Annotated in this window: 12 protein-coding genes and 1 pseudogene; 12 read left to right on the top strand and 1 reads right to left on the bottom strand. The window is 72.9% G+C overall.

The features are described from left to right. Nucleotides 1-86: 86 nt before the first annotated feature. The 12 genes and pseudogenes from AB0M79_RS06190 (at nucleotide 87) to gatB (ending at nucleotide 14,987) form a co-directional block, all read left to right on the top strand. A complete protein-coding gene (locus tag AB0M79_RS06190) occupies nucleotides 87-1,265 on the top strand; it encodes a cysteine desulfurase family protein (RefSeq protein WP_364208349.1) in 1,179 nt (392 codons plus the stop codon). Between the two features lie 84 nt (nucleotides 1,266-1,349). Beyond that, nucleotides 1,350-2,420, top strand: a complete 1,071-nt coding sequence (mnmA, locus tag AB0M79_RS06185; RefSeq protein WP_364208346.1) for a tRNA 2-thiouridine(34) synthase MnmA — start codon at nucleotides 1,350-1,352, stop codon at nucleotides 2,418-2,420. Nucleotides 2,421-3,274: 854 nt separating this feature from the next. Then, entirely contained in the window at nucleotides 3,275-4,279 is a 1,005-nt protein-coding gene (locus AB0M79_RS06180) for a methionine synthase (protein ID WP_364208344.1), read from the top strand. Between the two features lie 212 nt (nucleotides 4,280-4,491). Then, nucleotides 4,492-5,511 (top strand): ADP-ribosylglycohydrolase family protein, encoded by a 1,020-nt coding sequence (locus tag AB0M79_RS06175; protein ID WP_364208341.1) that lies wholly within the window; start codon nucleotides 4,492-4,494, stop codon nucleotides 5,509-5,511. Nucleotides 5,512-5,551: 40 nt separating this feature from the next. Then, nucleotides 5,552-5,677, top strand: coding sequence for a hypothetical protein (locus tag AB0M79_RS06170; protein WP_357532749.1), 126 nt, complete (start codon nucleotides 5,552-5,554; stop codon nucleotides 5,675-5,677). Between the two features lie 132 nt (nucleotides 5,678-5,809). Next, a complete protein-coding gene (gene ligA / locus AB0M79_RS06165) occupies nucleotides 5,810-7,936 on the top strand; it encodes an NAD-dependent DNA ligase LigA (RefSeq protein ID WP_364208338.1) in 2,127 nt (708 codons plus the stop codon). Between the two features lie 200 nt (nucleotides 7,937-8,136). Continuing rightward, a complete protein-coding gene (locus tag AB0M79_RS06160) occupies nucleotides 8,137-10,257 on the top strand; it encodes an EAL domain-containing protein (RefSeq protein WP_364208335.1) in 2,121 nt (706 codons plus the stop codon). 241 nt (nucleotides 10,258-10,498) lie between these two features. Then, entirely contained in the window at nucleotides 10,499-10,798 is a 300-nt protein-coding gene (gene gatC, locus AB0M79_RS06155; RefSeq protein WP_357532744.1) for an Asp-tRNA(Asn)/Glu-tRNA(Gln) amidotransferase subunit GatC, read from the top strand. Nucleotides 10,799-10,800: 2 nt separating this feature from the next. Then, nucleotides 10,801-12,279 (top strand): Asp-tRNA(Asn)/Glu-tRNA(Gln) amidotransferase subunit GatA, encoded by a 1,479-nt coding sequence (gatA, locus tag AB0M79_RS06150; RefSeq protein WP_364208838.1) that lies wholly within the window; start codon nucleotides 10,801-10,803, stop codon nucleotides 12,277-12,279. A gap of 13 nt (nucleotides 12,280-12,292) precedes the next feature. Then, nucleotides 12,293-12,793, top strand: a complete 501-nt coding sequence (locus AB0M79_RS06145) for an AAA family ATPase (protein ID WP_364208835.1) — start codon at nucleotides 12,293-12,295, stop codon at nucleotides 12,791-12,793. Continuing rightward, nucleotides 12,712-13,062: pseudogene (locus AB0M79_RS06140) on the top strand (AAA family ATPase); the annotation flags it as partial. The gene AB0M79_RS06145 and the pseudogene AB0M79_RS06140, both read left to right, overlap by 82 nt. A gap of 422 nt (nucleotides 13,063-13,484) precedes the next feature. Further along, entirely contained in the window at nucleotides 13,485-14,987 is a 1,503-nt protein-coding gene (gatB, locus tag AB0M79_RS06135) for an Asp-tRNA(Asn)/Glu-tRNA(Gln) amidotransferase subunit GatB (protein ID WP_364208332.1), read from the top strand. 44 nt (nucleotides 14,988-15,031) lie between these two features. On the opposite strand, the gene AB0M79_RS06130 is transcribed toward gatB, so the two are convergent. Beyond that, a complete protein-coding gene (locus AB0M79_RS06130) occupies nucleotides 15,032-16,642 on the bottom strand; it encodes a metallophosphoesterase (RefSeq protein WP_364208329.1) in 1,611 nt (536 codons plus the stop codon). Between the last annotated feature and the right edge of the window lie 3 nt (nucleotides 16,643-16,645).

Genomic DNA, 16,645 nt, shown 5'->3' with positions numbered 1-16,645 from the left:
GCCCGGTGACCGCCAGGTCACCGGGCCGCCGCATTGTCGACGCTGGCCGCAGGTGTGCCCGGCCCCGACGGATAGGCTGGAGAGCGATGGCCTATCTGGATCACGCCGCCACCACGCCGATGCTCGACGAGGTGATCGAGGCATACGTCGCCACCGCCCGCGAGGTGGGCAACGCGTCGTCGCTGCATGCCGCCGGCCGGTCCGCCCGCCGCCGGATCGAGGAGTCGCGCGAACGCGTCGCGGCGGCCCTCGGCGCCCGCCCGTCCGAGGTCATCTTCACCGGCGGCGGCACCGAGAGCGACAACCTCGCGGTCAAGGGCATCTTCTGGGCCCGCCGGGCCGCCGACCCGGGCCGTACGCACGTCGTCGCCAGCGCGGTCGAGCACCACGCCGTGCTCGACACCGTCGAATGGCTGGAACGGCACGAGGGCGCCGGCGTGACCTGGCTGCCGGTCGACGCCGCCGGCCGGCTCGACCCCGACGGGCTGCGCGCCGTGCTCGCCGCCCAGGACGGGCAGGTCGCCCTGGTCACCGCGATGTGGGCCAACAACGAGGTCGGCACCCTGCAACCGGTCGAGAAGATCGCGGCGGTCGCCGCCGAGCGGGACGTCCCGTTCCACACCGACGCGATCCAGGCCGTCGGCCAGGTGCCGGTCGACTTCGCCGCCAGCGGGGCCGCCGCCCTCACCGTCACCGGCCACAAGCTCGGCGGGCCGGCCGGGGTGGGGGCGCTGCTGCTGGCCCGCGAGGTGGCCTGCACACCGCTGCTGCACGGCGGCGGGCAGGAACGCGACGTACGCTCCGGAACCCTGGACACCGCCGGCATCGTGGCGTTCGCCGTCGCCGTCGAGATGGCCGTCCGCGACCAGCGCCGGTACGCCGAGCAGGTCGGCGCGCTACGCGACGAACTCGTCCGGCGGGTACGGGCCGCCGTACCCGACGCGGTCTACAACGGTGATCCGGCCGACCGGCTGCCCGGCAACGCACACTTCTCGTTCCCGGGCTGCGAGGGCGACGCGCTGCTGCTCCTGCTCGACGCCGGCGGCATCGCCTGCTCGACCGGGTCGGCGTGCTCGGCCGGCGTGGCCCAGCCGTCCCACGTGCTGCTGGCCATGGGCGCCGACGACGACCGGGCCCGCTCCTCGCTGCGCTTCACCCTCGGCCACACCTCCACCGGCGCCGACGTCGACGCGTTGCTGAACGTGCTGCCGGGCGCCGTCGAACGGGCCCGCCGGGCCGGGGCGGTCCGGTCCAGCCGTACCTGACCGGGGTGGTGCGGGGCCGCGGCGCCGGCGTGCCGGGCGGGCGGTGCGGGCGGCTACCCTCGACGGAGCGAAAGGAGCGGTGCGGTGAAGGTCTTGGCAGCCATGTCCGGCGGGGTCGACTCGGCGGTCGCCGCCGCGCGGGCGGTGGCGACCGGACATGACGTCACCGGAGTGCACCTCGCGCTGGCCCGGAACCCGCAGACCTACCGGTCGGGCGCACGCGGCTGCTGCACGCTCGAGGACTCCCGCGACGCCCGCCGGGCCGCCGACGTCATCGGCATCCCGTTCTACGTCTGGGACATGGCCGACCGGTTCCACGAGGACGTCGTCGACGACTTCGTGGCCGAGTACGCCGCCGGCCGTACCCCGAACCCGTGCCTGCGCTGCAACGAGAAGATCAAGTTCGAGGCGGTGCTCGACCGGGCGGTGGCGCTGGGCTTCGACGCCGTCGTGACCGGTCACCACGCCCGGCTCGGCCCCGACGGGCTGCTGCGGCGCAGCGTCGACACCGCCAAGGACCAGTCGTACGTGCTCGCGGTGCTGCGCCGCGACCAGCTCGACCGTTCGATCTTCCCGCTCGGCGACTCCACCAAGGCGCAGGTCCGCGAGGAGGCCACCCGGCTCGGGCTCGCCGTCGCCGACAAGCCCGACTCGCACGACATCTGCTTCATCGCCGACGGCGACACCCGGCGGTTCCTCGCCGAGCGGCTCGGCGAGACGCCGGGCGACATCGTCGACGGCGCCAGCGGCGCGGTGGTCGGCGCGCACACCGGGGCGTACGCCTACACGGTGGGCCAGCGACGCGGGCTGGCGCTCGGCGTACCGGCGCCGGACGGCCAGCCGCGCTACGTGCTGTCGATCACCCCGAAGACCAACACGGTGACGGTCGGACCGGCCGCGGCGCTGGAGGTGTCCAGCGTGACCGCAGACCGTCCGGTATGGACCGCCGGGCCGGCTCCCGTGGCGCCCGTCGAGTGCGAGGTGCAGCTGCGCGCCCACGGCTCGGTCGTGCCGGCGACGGTCACCGTCGACGACGGTGTGCTGCGGGCGGAGTTGCGCCGGCCGGTACGCGGGGTGGCGGCCGGTCAGGCGATCGTCGCGTACCGCCCGGACCCGGCCGGCGACATCGTCCTGGGATCGGCGACCATCCGCTGACGGCGCAGGCCGCCCACGGCCGGCGGGCCGCTGGTGGCCGGGCCGACGGCGGTGCTCCCCGGCGACCGTTCGTGATCGTCCGCGGTTCAGACACCTCGGTTACGGCGTGTCGAACGCCTGTGCCGCAGACGATCGAGGCCGGGTGCCGGCGGTCGGGTGTCGGGGCGCCGGCCGGATGTCGGGGCGGTCGGGTGTCGGACGGTCGGGGCGGCTGGTCGGGTGGGCTGGCGGGGCGGGGGTATCGCCGTTCCGGTCCACATCAAAGTCCGCGTATCCACAGCGAGTTTGCTGTGGACCGGGACAGCAACCCCGGTTTGCCGCCTGCTCTCAGGCTCGTGGTGATCGTCTGCTGTCCAGCCGTTCGACTCGCCGTGTCGTGACGGCGGAACAGCAGACGATCACGCACCCGACCGCCCCCGCCCGCTCTTACCTGCACAAGGCCCCGCCGCCCGGCCCGGCCGCCCGGCCCGGCCCGCCCACCGCGCTTGGCCCCACTGCGCTTCGCTCCACCTGCTCGGCTTCGCCTCACCTGCTCGGCTTCGCCTCACCTGCTCGGCTTCGCCTCACCCGCTCGGCTTCGCCCGATAACGTTTGGCCCCGCCGCGCCTGCTGCGCCCGCCTGGTCTCGCCTCGTCACGCTGATCAAGGTCTTGTTGACGGTTTTCCCACTTCGTTTGTCCTTTACATCCCCTTGATCGGCGCGGCTGTGGCGAGCGCGGGCTGTGGCGGGCCTTCGCGCGGCGGGGAGCCCGGCTGTGGCCGGCCTTCGCCGGGCGTTCGCCCGGCCGTGGGGCGGGCGTGGTGCGAGCCCGGTCCGGCGGGTGGTGGTGAGTGGGTGCGTAGAGTGAGCGGGCGTGACTGACGCTACGTGGCCGTGGCCGGTGGGTTCGGCGTCCGGGATCGGCTCGATGCCCGGGACCGATGTCGCGGAGGCGCAACGGATCATCTTCGGCGAGCTGCCCACCCTGCCCCACCTGCCCGAGCTGCCGGAGCGCGGACCGGGCGCCGACATGATCGGCCGGGGTGCCGGGCTGCTCGTCGACCTGCCGGTGGAGTTGTATGCCGGCCGCTGGCGCATCGCTGGACATCCGGGCCGTGACCTGCGTCGTACGCATGATCTGCTGGAACGCGACCTGGACCAGTTGACCGAGCAGGGCGACGGGCTGGCCGGGCCGGTCAAGATCCAGGCGGTCGGGCCGCTGACCCTCGCGGCCGGCATCGACCTGCCGATCGGTGGCCGGATGCTGCGTGACCATGGGGCGGTACGCGACCTGGCCGGTTCGCTCGCCGAGGGGTTGCGGAACCACGTCGCGGACGTACGGCGGCGGCTGCCCCGGGCCACCGTGTTGCTGCAACTCGACGAACCCTCGCTGCCCGCGGTGCTGGCCGGACGGGTGCCGACCGAGAGCGGCTTCAGCGCCTACCGGGCGGTGGAGACGGGCACCGCGACGGCGTTGCTGCGCGAGGTGGTCGAGGCGGTGGACACGCCGGTGGTCGTGCACTGCTGCGCGCCCGACGTACCGCTGGACCTGGTGCGGGCGGCCGGGGCGACCGCCGTGGCCCTGGACCTGGCGCTGATCGGGCAGCTCGACCCGTTGGGGGAGGCCATCGACGCCGGGCTCGGACTTTTCGCCGGTGCGGCGTCGGCGGTGGCGCCGCCCGGCGCCCGCCCGCCGACGTCGGCCGGGGTCGCCCAGCGGGTCCGCCGGGTGTGGGACGAGTTGGGGTTCCCGGCCCGCCGGCTGGCCGAGCAGGTCGTGGTGACGCCCGCCTGCGGGTTGGCCGGGGCCACGCCGGCTTACGCCCGCGCGGTCCTCACCGCCTGCCGGGACGCCGGCCGTCGCCTGCACGAGGACTGAAGCACCCGGCCCACGGACCGGGTGGGGTGATCGTCTGCTGTTCAGCAGTGCCCGGCCCGGCGTGTCGACTGCCGCAACCGCAGACGATCACCGTCCGGGAAGCGCGAGCGGGCCGGGAAGCGCGAGCGGGCCAACGCGGGCGGGCCGGCCAGCGCGGGCGGGCCAGGGCGAGCCAGGGCGGGCGGGCCGGACGCTGGCCCGGATGGGCGATCATGGTCGGCATGTCCCGATCCGACTCCGCCCCCCGTCGCGCCTCCGGTTCGCTGTTCGGTCTCGCGTACGGTGACGCGCTCGGCAAGCCGACCGAGTTCATGACCGTCGCGGCGATCACCGCCCGGTACGGCCCCGACGGCCCGCGCGAACTGGCCGGGGATCCCGCGCTGGTCACCGACGACACCCAGATGGGCCTGGCCGTGGCGTGGGCGCTGCGCGAGGCACCCGCGGCGACGCCCGCCGTGCTGGAGCCGCTCCTGCGTCGACGGTTCCTCGACTGGGCGATCAGCCCGGACAACAACCGGGCGCCGGGCAACACCTGCCTGCGTGCCTGTGCCGGGTTGTCCACCGGTCGCCGGTGGCAGGAGGCGACGGTCGCCGACTCGAAGGGCTGCGGCGCCAACATGCGGGTCACCCCGGTCGGCCTGGTCCCCGGATACGACCTGGACACGCTCGCCGGTGTCGCGCAGTTGCAGGCCGGCCTCACCCACGGCCACCCGACCGGGCTCGCGGCGAGCGAGCTGACCGCGTACGCGGTCCGGGTCGTGCGCGACGGCGCCGACCTGGCCGATTTGCCGCGACTGCTGCGGGATCGGGCCGCCGGGCAGCGTCGGGTCTACCGGGGTGACTGGCTCGGCGACCTGTGGCGGCAGGGCGGCGCCGGCTCGCCGGAGGACTTCGTCGCCGCCGGCTGGGACGAGTGCCTGGCCGTGCTGGACCGGCTCGACGCGGCGCTTTCGCGGCGCGACGACGGCGGCGACGTCTGCCGCGACACCGGGGAGGGCTGGATCGCCGAGGAGGCGCTGGCCAGTGCGCTGCTCTGCGTACTGCGGCACCCGGACGACCCGGTCTCGGCGCTGGCCCGGGGCGCCACCACCGCCGGCGACTCCGACTCGATCGCCTGCCTTGCCGGGGCGGTGCTCGGTGCCGCGTACGGGACGGCCGCCTGGCCCGACGGGTGGGCCGAGCGGATCGAGTACGCCGACCAGTTGGCCACCCTCGGCGCCGGCTGGGACTGAACCGGCCCGGTACGCGTCCCACGTCGCTAGCGTCGGCGGGGTGAGCAGGAGTCCCCGCCGACGTGGCGGGTTGCGGGTGGTGTTGCTGGCCATCGCGGCCGCGGCGCTGGTCTGTGTGCTCTGGATGGCCGGGGTCGCCGCCTTCCGGCTCTCGATCGGGCGGTAGCCGCCGCCCGGCCCGCCCACCACCGCTCACCTCCGCCCCGCCCGGCCGGCGAGCCCGCCCCGCCCGGCCGGCGAGCCGCGTGCCGCACCGGTCCGGGCGGTCTTACCGTGCTGGTGAGCGAGGAGGTGGCCGGTGTCCGAGGAACTGACCGGCGAACTGCCCACGCCCGAGCAGGAGGCCGGGGCGGGGGTCGAGCCGCCGCCGGACGTACGCGACCGGCACGCCACGCTGAGCGTGGAGGTCACCGACCACCAGTACCGCTATTACGTGCTCGACGCGCCGACGATCAGCGACGGCGAGTTCGACCGGCTGCTGCGTGAACTGGCGGAGCTGGAGGAGCGCTATCCGGCGCTGCGGACCCCGGACTCGCCGACGCAGCGGGTCGGTGGCACCTTCTCGACGCTGTTCACCCCGGTCGAGCACGCCGAGCGGATGATGTCGCTCGACAACGTCTTCGACGATGCCGAGCTGACCGCCTGGGCCGAGCGGGTGCGCCGGGACGCCGGCGGACCGGTGCCGTTGCTGTGCGAGCTGAAGGTCGACGGGGTCGCGATCAACCTGACGTACGAGGGCGGCCGGCTGGTGCGGGCGGCGACCCGTGGCGACGGCCGGACGGGGGAGGACGTGACCGGCAACGTCCGCGCGATCCGGGGCGTGCCGCGGCGGCTGTCCGGTGCCGGCGTACCGGAGCTGATCGAGGTGCGGGGCGAGATCTACTTTCCGGTCGAGGCGTTCGCCGACCTCAACGCGGGCCTGGTCGAGCAGGGCCGGCCGCCGTTCGCCAACCCGCGCAACGCCGCCGCCGGCAGCCTGCGGCAGAAGGACCCGCGGGTCACCGCCGGCCGTCCGTTGCGGCTGGTCGTGCACGGCATCGGGGCCCGGCGCGGGTTCGATCCGGCCACCCAGTCCGGGGCGTACGCGGCGCTGAAGGGCTTCGGCCTGCCGACCGGCGAGCACGTCCGGGTGGTGCCGGACCTGGCCGGGGTACGCGAGTTCGTCGCCCACTACGCCGAGCACCGGCACGACGTCGGGTACGAGATCGACGGGGTGGTCGTCAAGGTCGACCCGGTGCCGATCCAGGGCCGGCTCGGCTCGACCAGCCGGGCACCGCGCTGGGCGATCGCCTTCAAGTACCCGCCGGAGGAGGTCACCACGAGGCTGCTCGACATCGACGTGAATGTGGGGCGGACCGGCCGGGTGACGCCGTTCGCCGTACTCGAACCGGTCCGGGTCGCCGGCTCCACCGTCGCGCTGGCGACCCTGCACAACGCCCGCGAGGTGGCCCGCAAGGGCGTGCTGATCGGCGACACGGTGGTGGTGCGCAAGGCCGGTGACGTGATCCCCGAGATCCTCGGCCCGGTCGTCGACGTACGCCCGCCCGACGCCCGACCGTTCGTGATGCCGGACCGCTGCCCGGCGTGCGGTACGGCGCTGGCACCGGCCCGGGAGAGCGACGTCGACATCCGCTGTCCGAACGCGCGGACCTGCCCGGCACAGTTGCGCGAGCGGGTCTTCGCGCTGGCCGGGCGCGGCGCGCTCGACATCGAGGTGCTCGGCTACAAGGCGGCCGGCGCGCTGCTGGAGGCCGGGGCGATCGTCGACGAGGGCGACCTGTTCGATCTCGACGCCGGAAAGCTGGCGGGGGTGCCGTTCTTCGTCAACGCCGACGGCTCGCTGGGCGGCAACGCCGGCAAGCTGCTGGCCAGCCTGGGCGCCGCCCGCGGCCGCCCGCTGTGGCGGGTGCTGGTGGCCCTGTCGATCCGGCACTGCGGCCCGACCGCCGCCCAGGCGCTGGCCCGGCACTTCGGCTCGATCGCGGCGATCGAGACGGCGTCGGAGGAGGAGTTGGCGTCGGTGGAGGGGGTCGGCCCGACGATCGCGGCCAGCGTGAAGGAGTGGTTCGGCGTCGACTGGCACCGTGAGGTGGTGCGCAAGTGGGCCGCCGCGGGCGTACGGATGACCGAGGAGCGGGCCGCCGAGGGGCCGCGTCCGCTGGAGGGGGTCACCGTCGTGGTGACCGGCACGTTGTCGAACTACTCGCGGGACGGGGCCGCGGAGGCGGTGCGGGCGCGTGGTGGGCGGGTTAGTGGCTCGGTGTCGAAGAAGACCAGCTTCGTGGTGGTCGGTGACAATCCCGGCTCGAAGGCGGACAAGGCAATTTCCCTGAAACTACCCATTTTGGATGAGGTAGGATTCGACGTTCTGCTGATGCAGGGGCCGGAGGCGGCCGCTAGCGTTGCCCAAAGTAGTGAATCATGAGCTTTGGGTAGTAAATCGCGGGTATTCTGCAGTCAATCGCGGAACGTGAGTATTTTCGGCAACTGATTACGTATTCCAAATTAGTCACGACACAGTCCCTTTGTCCCCCGAGGTCGCAGCCCTGGCCGGTCGGGGAGTTTGATGGAGCATCACCAGCGCGGCATCAGGTCGTGCCCCGGCGAGAGACGGCGGGAGGTCCGATGGAGGCCGCAGCGCAGCGGAACTCCGTTCCCCCCGAGCGGGCGTTGCCGTTCTTCACCTTCGTCACCGCGATCGTGACCCTGGCCGGCGCCGTCACCGCCGTGTCACTGGTCGCGCTCCCCAGCGAGATCCCGGCCCTGCCGGTCGGGTTCTGGCTGATGGCCGGCCTCGCCGTCGTCTGCGACGCCCGCCCCTTCACCCCGCCCGGCCGCCGCCAGAGTTCGGCGGTGTTCCCGTCGATCTGTTTCACCTTCGCCATCATGCTGCTGTGGGGCGAGGCACCGGCGATCGCCGTACAGGCGGCGGCCGTCGTCGTCGCCTCCTGGCGGATGCGGCACACCGTGTGGCGGACGGTGTTCAACATCGCCCAGTACGCCCTCGCCCTCACCGCCGCCTACACGGTCATCCGCCTGGCACCCGGCCTGCCGTACGTGGTGACGGTCGTCGCCGCGGCGGCGACCTGGTTCGCCGTCAAGTACGGCACCGTCACCGTCGCCATCCGGCTGCTGACCGGCGGCCACTGGTGGCGCTCGGTCAGCCACGGGCTCGCCTTCGAACTGCTCTCGACCGGTTCGCTGCTGCTGCTCGGCCCGATCCTGGCCAGCGCCGCGCGGACCAACGCCGCACTGATCCCGCTGGTCGTCGTACCGCTCTACGCCGTCTACCGGATGGCCCGGCTGTCGACCGAGCACGAACAGGTCGGCCGGCTCGACCCGCTCACCGGCCTGGCCAACCGCAAGGCGCTGCTCGGCGAGGTCGCCGACCGGCTGCCCGCCCACGCCGAGCGCGCCGCCCGGCACGCCGCCGAACGGCACCTCGCCCTGCTCGTACTCGACCTCGACCGCTTCAAGCACGTCAACGACGCGCTCGGGCACGCCGTCGGCGACCGCCTCCTCGTCGAGGTCGCCGGCCGGCTGACGGCGGCCGTACGCCCGCAGGACGTGGTGGCCCGGCTCGGCGGCGACGAGTTCGCCATCCTCAGCGGGCACCTCGCCGACCCGGCCGAGGCCACCGACCTCGCCGCCCGGATCGTCGAGGTGCTCGCCGAACCGGTACCGATCGACGGCCTCCCGCTCGACGTCGGCGGCTCGATCGGCGTCGCCGTCTACCCCGAGCACGGCGAGGACTTCGAGACCCTGATGCGGCACGCCGACGTCGCCATGTACGACGCGAAGCACCGCGGCGACGCCGTCGCCGTCTATGCACCGGACTCCGACCACAGTTCGCCGGAGCGGCTCAGCCTTCTCGCCGACCTGCGCCGGGTCCTGGAGACGACCGGCCCGCAGCACTCCGGCGGCGGCCCGGCGGCGGGCCGGGAAGCCGCCACCGCCGGTCGGGTCGGTGCCACCGCCGGCCGCGAGGCCGGCGGCGCGGGCGAGATCACCATGTACTACCAGCCGCAGGTCGAGATCGCGACCGGCGAGGTGGTGGGCGTCGAGGCACTGCTGCGCTGGCGGCACCCCCGGCGCGGGATGGTCGACCCCGAGGAACTGATCCGGGTCGCCGAGCAGAGCGCGGTGATGCGGCTGCTCACCCGGCGGGTCGTCGACGACGTGGTCGAACAGGTCGCCAAGTGGGCGGCGGCCGGCCTGCCGCTGCGGGCGGCACTCAACGTCAGCGTCCGCGACCTGCACACCGGTGAGATCGCCGACCAGATCGACGACCGGCTCACCCGCTACGGCGTACCGCCGGACCGGCTCCAACTGGAGATCACCGAGGGGGCGCTGATGGCCGACCCGCGCCGGGTCCTGGCCACCATCGCCCGGCTCGACCGGATCGGCGTCGCGATCGCGCTCGACGACTTCGGCACCGGCTACTCGTCCATGCAGCACCTGCGCCGGCTGCCGCTGTCCGAGGTCAAGGTCGACCGGTCGTTCGTACTCGGCATGACCGGCGACGCCGACGACGCCGCGATCGTCCGGTCGATCATCGAACTGGCCGGCGCGCTCGGGCTGCGGGTCGTGGCCGAAGGGGTCGAGGACGAGCGGACCTGGCGGATGCTGCACGAGGCGGGCTGCCACGTCGCCCAGGGCTGGTTCTACGCCCGCCCGATGCCCGCCGACGAGCTGGCCGCCTGGCTGGCCCGCTACCACCCCCTCCGCCCCCACCTGACCACCTGAGCCGCCGCTGCCCACCGGCCGGTCCGGGCCCCGCCCGGCCGGCCGCGCCGGCTCCGCCCGGCCCGGCTCCGCCCGCCGCAAGATCCGCGTGATCAGGGAGTTTGGCGGGCGGCGCGCCGGCGACACGCCAATAACAGTCCCTGATCATGGGGATCATGGGGGAGTTGGCGGGGCGGGGGGAGGCGCTGCCGGGGCGAGAAATAGACTCGGCCGGTCACGTTTACGCACGAAGGGGGCGCAGATGGCCGCCATCTCCCGCGAAGAGGTCGCGCATCTGGCGCGCCTGTCGCGGCTCGCAGTCACCGACACCGAGCTCGACACCTTCGCCGGCCAACTCGACGTCATCCTCCAGGCGGTCGCCCGGGTCGGTGAGGTCGCCGCCGCCGACATCCCGCCGACGTCGCACTCCGTGCCGCTGACCAACGTCCTGCGCGACGACGTGGTGGTGCCGGGCCTCACCCCCGCCGAGGCGCTGTCCGGTGCACCGGACGCCGAGGGCAACCGGTTCCGCGTACCGCGGATCCTCGACGAGGAGGCGTGACCATGGCCGACCTGACCAGACTGACCGCGACCGAGATCGCCGCGCGCATCGCGTCCGGCGAGGTCTCCGCGGTCGAGGTGACCGAGGCCCACCTCGACCGGATCGCCGCCGTCGACGAGCGGGTGCACGCCTTCCTGCACGTCGACGCCGAGGGCGCGCTCGACGCGGCCCGCGCCGTCGACACCCGCCGGGCCGCCGGCGAGGAGTTGGGCCCGCTGGCCGGGGTGCCGATCGCCGTCAAGGACGTGCTGACCACCCGCGGTGTGCCGACCACGGCCGCGTCGCGCATCCTCGAAGGCTGGCGTCCGCCGTACGACTCGACGATCGTCGAGCGGTTGCGGGCCGCCGGCACCGTCATGCTCGGCAAGACCAACATGGACGAGTTCGCGATGGGCTCGTCGACCGAATACTCCGCGTACGGGCCGACGTTCAACCCCTGGGATCTCGGCCGTATCCCGGGCGGATCGGGTGGTGGCAGCGCCGCCGCGCTGGCCGCCTACGAGGCGCCGCTCGCGATCGGCACCGACACCGGCGGTTCGATCCGGCAGCCGGGTGCGGTCACCGGCACCGTCGGGGCGAAGCCGACGTACGGCGGCACCTCCCGCTACGGCCTCATCGCCTTCTCGTCCTCTCTGGACACCCCGGGCCCGTGCGCCCGTACGGTGCTCGACGCCGCGCTGCTGCACTCGGTCATCGGCGGCCACGACCCGCGCGACTCGACATCGGTTCCGCAGCCGGTGCCCGACGTCGTCGCCGCCGCCCGGGCCGGGGCGGCCGGCGACCTGACCGGCATGCGGCTCGGCCTGGTCCGCGAGTTCGCCGCCGAGGCGGGTGGCGAGCCGGGTGTGACCGCCGCGTTCCGCGACGCCGTCGACGCGCTGACCAAGCTCGGCGCCGAGGTGGTCGAGGTGTCCTGCCCCCACTTCGAGTACGCCCTGCCGGCCTACTACCTGATCGCGCCGAGCGAGTGCTCGTCGAACCTGGCCCGCTTCGACGGCGTGCGCTTCGGCCTGCGGACCGGCGACGACGGGGTGCGGTCGCTGGAGGAGGTCATGTCGCTGACCCGCGACGTGGGCTTCGGCGCCGAGGTGAAGCGGCGCATCATGCTCGGCACCTACGCCCTCTCCTCGGGCTACTACGACGCCTACTACGGGCAGGCGCAGAAGGTCCGTACCCTGATCAGCCGCGACTTCACCGCCGCGTTCGAGCAGGTCGACGCGCTGATCTCGCCGACCACCCCGTTCGTGGCGTTCCCGCTCGGATCGCGTACGGCCGACCCCTACCAGATGTACCTGGCCGACCTGTTCACGATCCCCAGCAACCTGTACGGCGGCCCGGCCATCTCCGTCCCCTGTGGACTGTCGGAGGGGCTGCCGGTCGGGCTCCAGGTGATGGCCCCGACGATGGCCGACGACCGGATGTACCGGGTCGCCGCCGCCCTCGAATCCGCCGTCGGCACCCTGACCCCACCCGCCCTCTGACGATGGCGGTGCGATCCTGACCAGGATCGAGATCGACGGGTTCAAGTCGTTCCGCGACTTCGAACTCGACGTACCACCGTTCCTCGTCATCATCGGCCGCAACGCGGCCGGTAAGTCCAACCTGTTCGACGCGATCCGGTTCCTCGGCCGACTGGCCGGGGAACCGGTTCTGGAAGCCGCCCAGCACATGCGTGGCGACCTGGTCGACCTGTTCCACCGACGCACCGACGGCACTGCCGTCGACCGGATGTCCTTCGCCGTGGAGGTCCTGCTCGACCGCTCGGTCACCGACGCGTTCGGCGACACCGCCGAGGTCAACCACACGCGGTTGCGCTACGAGCTGACGATCGAGCTACGCCCGGGTGGACCTGGTGGAACCAAGCGGCCGTACGTGGCCCGTGAGTCGGTCCGCCGGATACGACGGGCCGCCGACCAGTCGAGGTCGTGTCCGATGGCACGCTGCGGGCGATCGCGTTGCTCGCCGCGCTCTACGATCCCCGCGGCGCGGGACTGATCTGCTTCGAGGAGCCGGAGAACGGCATCTACCCGCAGTGCCTTGCCCAGTTCGTCAGGTACCTGCGAAACCTGGTCACCCGGGCCATCGATACGGCCCCCCAGCGTGGAACAGCACTGACCCAGTTGGTTCTCAGCAGCCACTCGCCCGCCATCCTGCGGGCGCTTGCCGAAGGGGATGCCGGGCGCCACGGCAACGCGGTGTTCCTGGATGTCGTGACCCGAGCCCGTCGTGGGGAACCGCGTAGCCGAGTGACCCGACCCCGATAGGTCGGCGGCAACCAGCTCGCCATCGACGAGGTCATGGACATCGGCTCGGTAGTCAGTCGGGCCGAGATCGCCGAGTTCGAGGTCATGGCTGCGTTGGACCGCTGATGCGCTACCTGACCTCCGCCGACCATTTCGCGCAACTGGGCGAGTTGGTGTCGCTTGACCGGTTGGCGCGGGTGCCGGCGGTGGTCGGCCGACACCCGGGACGCGTTGACCGAGATCGGCTTTCGTCGGGCCTGGTCCCTGGGTGGCGATCTGGGCGTCAGCGACGTTATCCACGCTGGATGAGGTCGCTGACGCCCAGATCGACGAGCGGTGTGGCCCGGGTCGGCGATCGGGTGGCCACACCCCGACAGGGCGGCGCGGTGCTGCACTAGGCTGGTGCACGTTCTGTCCGGATGCCGTCGTGAGCTGGAGTGTTGATGAGCACGATCGTCCTGCCGCCGTACGACGACGTCGTCGCGCGCTACGAGCCGGTGATCGGCCTGGAGACGCACGTCGAGCTGGGCACGAACACGAAGATGTTCTGTGGCTGCCCGACCGACTTCGGTGGCGAGCCCAACACCCGGGTCTGCCCGGTCTGTCTCGGGCTGCCCGGCTCGCTGCCGGTCGCAAACCGGGCGGCGATCGAGGCGACGATCCGGATCGGGCTGGCGCTCAACTGCTCGATCGCGTCGTGGTGCCGCTTCGCCCGGAAGAACTACTTCTACCCGGACATGCCGAAGAACTTCCAGATCAGCCAGTACGACGAGCCGCTGTGCGTCGACGGCTGGCTGGACGTCGAGGTCGACGGTGAGATGGTCCGGATCGGCATCGAGCGGGTGCACCTCGAGGAGGACACCGGCAAGACGCTGCACATCGGCGGCGCGACCGGGCGGATCCACGGTGCGACCGAATCGCTGGTCGACTACAACCGGGCCGGTATCCCGCTGGTCGAGATCGTCACCAAGCCGATCCCGGGCACGGGCGCCAAGGCGCCTGAGGTGGCCCGGGCCTACGTCACCGAACTGCGCGACGTGCTCCGTTCCCTGGGCGTCTCCGACGTACGCATGGAGGAGGGCTCGCTGCGCTGCGACGTCAACACGTCGCTGAACGTTCCCGGCGGCCCGTGGGGCACCCGCACCGAGACCAAGAACGTCAACTCGCTGCGCTCGGTCGAGCGGGCCGTCCGGTCGGAGATGCTGCGCCAGGCGGCGGTGCTGGACGGCGGCGGAAAGATCGTGCAGGAGACCCGGCACTTCCACGAGGACACCGGCGACACCACCCCGGGCCGCTCGAAGGAGACGGCGACCGACTACCGCTACTTCCCCGAGCCCGACCTGGTGCCGCTCGCGCCGGACGCCGCCTGGGTGGAGGAGCTGCGGACGGCCCTGCCCGAGCTGCCGCGGGTGCACCGCAAGCGGCTCCAGGAGCAGTGGGGCCTGTCCGACCTCGACATGCAGTCGGTGCTGAACGCCGGCGCGGTCGAGCTGATCGAGCAGACCATCGCCGCCGGTGCGACGCCGGCCGGTGCCCGTAAGTGGTGGCTGGGCGAGCTGTCCCGGCGCGCCAACGAGCAGGGCATCGAGCTGGCCGCCGTGGGCGCCACCCCGGAGCACGTGGCCGAGCTGCAGCGGCTGGTCGACGAGGGCAAGCTCAACGACAAGCTGGCCCGTGGGGTGCTCGAAGGCGTCGTCGCCGGGGAGGGCACCCCGTCGGAGATCATGACCGCCCGTGGCCTGGAGGTCGTCTCCGACACCGGCGCGCTGACCGCCGCCGTGGACGAGGCGATCGCCGCCAACCCGGCCATCGCCGACAAGATCCGGGACGGCAAGGTCGCCGCCGCCGGTGCCCTGGTCGGTGCGGTCATGAAGGCCACCCGGGGCCAGGCCGACGCCAAGACCGTACGCGACCTCGTCCTGTCCCGGCTCGGCGTCGAGGGCTGAATTCGCCGATTCGGCCGGCGCCACGCGGGCGCCGGCCGAATCGTTCAGCGGGTCGGGGACGGGGTCGGTGCCGTCGGTGACGGCGAACCGTTGAGCGGTTCCTCCGGCACCTCGGGTTTGATCACGTGCCGCTCCAGTGCCACCTGCGACTGCCCGGTGCCGCCGACCTGGATGTCGTCGTACGCCTGGAGAGCCTTCTCGGCGTCGAAGTAGAGCACCGACATGGCCAGTGGCAGCGGCTCCTCGCCTTCGAGGCCGCGTAGCCCGGCGCCGCCGGTCGACCCCTGCACCAGCAGGCGGGTCGCCTGCTGGTCGGGGACCTGGCCCAGCATGCTCTCGGCACGTTTGTGGGTGTGGCCGGCCAGCACCAGCGGGGTCACGCCGGACAGCGGCCCGGCCGACGCCGGATCGTGGACGAGCGCGATGTCGACCGGCTCCGGGGTGGCCCGGATCGTGTCGGCGAGCCGCTGCCCGACCCCCTGGATCTGCTCCGTGGCCTGCTTCGTCTGGCCGGATCCGGCCGGGGACGTCTCCTTGTCCGGGGTGAAGCGCGGGTCGCCGATCCCGGCGATGCTCAGCCCGGCGACGTTCGCGACGGTGTTGTCGAGCACGACCGAGTTGCGCTGGCCGCCGATCGCCGCCTCGGTGGTCGGCGAGTCGTGGTTGCCGCGGATGTAGACGTACGGAACGCCGAGCAGGCCGATCGAGCCGACGAAGGACGCCTCCGGCTCGCTGCCCCAGTCGGTGATGTCGCCGGTGTCGATCACCGCGTCGATGTCCCACTGCTCGACGATGGTGCGGATGATCTGCCAGGCGGTCGGGTTGAGGTGCAGGTCCGACACGTGCAGGATGCGGGTCGTGCCCTCGGCCGGCTCGTAGACCGGCAGCGTCGACACCGTCGTGTAGATCCGGCCGACGTTGCCGATCAGTCGCTGCAACTGCTCGGAGTATTTCGTGTAGTCGTTGGCGATCCGCCGCGCGTCACCGACGATCGCCGGTGCGTTGACCAGGAGTCCTTCGTACCGTGGCTCCTCGATCGACTGCGGGCGCAGGGTGAGCGCGGCCGTGCCGAGACTGCCGGCGGTGATCGCGAGCGCCAGCGCGCCGGACCAGGCGACCCGGCGTACGTTTCGGAACACCAGCGCCGACAGCACGAGGGTGGAGAGCACGGACACCGCGATCGTCTGCGCGCCGAGCCGGACGATTCCCGTGGTCACGTCGTGTACGGCGGTCTGGCTGGCCCGGGTGATCCCGGCCGGGTCGCCGATGAGTGCCTCGGTGCGGCGCTGGTCGAGCGCCCCGAGCCGGACGTTGAGGTGGGCCGGCCCGTCGTGGCTGTCGAGTTGCAGGGCGCCCAGCGGCGGGATGCTGAACGTGGTGCCGCCGTCGGTCGACGGGGTGATCGACATTTCGGCGGTGAACGGCCCGACGTCGATCTGGTTGCGGGCCCCGATGAGTACGCCCGCCACGACGCCGACGAGGGTGACGACGAGGACGGCCAGCCCCATCCCGATCCGGCGGCTGGCCCGCGACGCGGCGGCGCGCTGGAGGTACCGGCCTGTGGCGCGTACGCCGTCCGGCAGCGGCCGGCCGCGCACCGCTGTCTCCGCCGTACCTTCGGCAGCACGGTCCTTGCCGGTTTTGTCCTCTTCCATGCT

Source organism: Polymorphospora sp. NPDC051019, assembly GCF_040683055.1.
GTDB lineage: Bacteria > Actinomycetota > Actinomycetes > Mycobacteriales > Micromonosporaceae > Polymorphospora > Polymorphospora lycopeni.
Note: the sequence above shows the minus strand (reverse complement) of the source record. Positions and strands in the feature narration are given on the sequence as shown.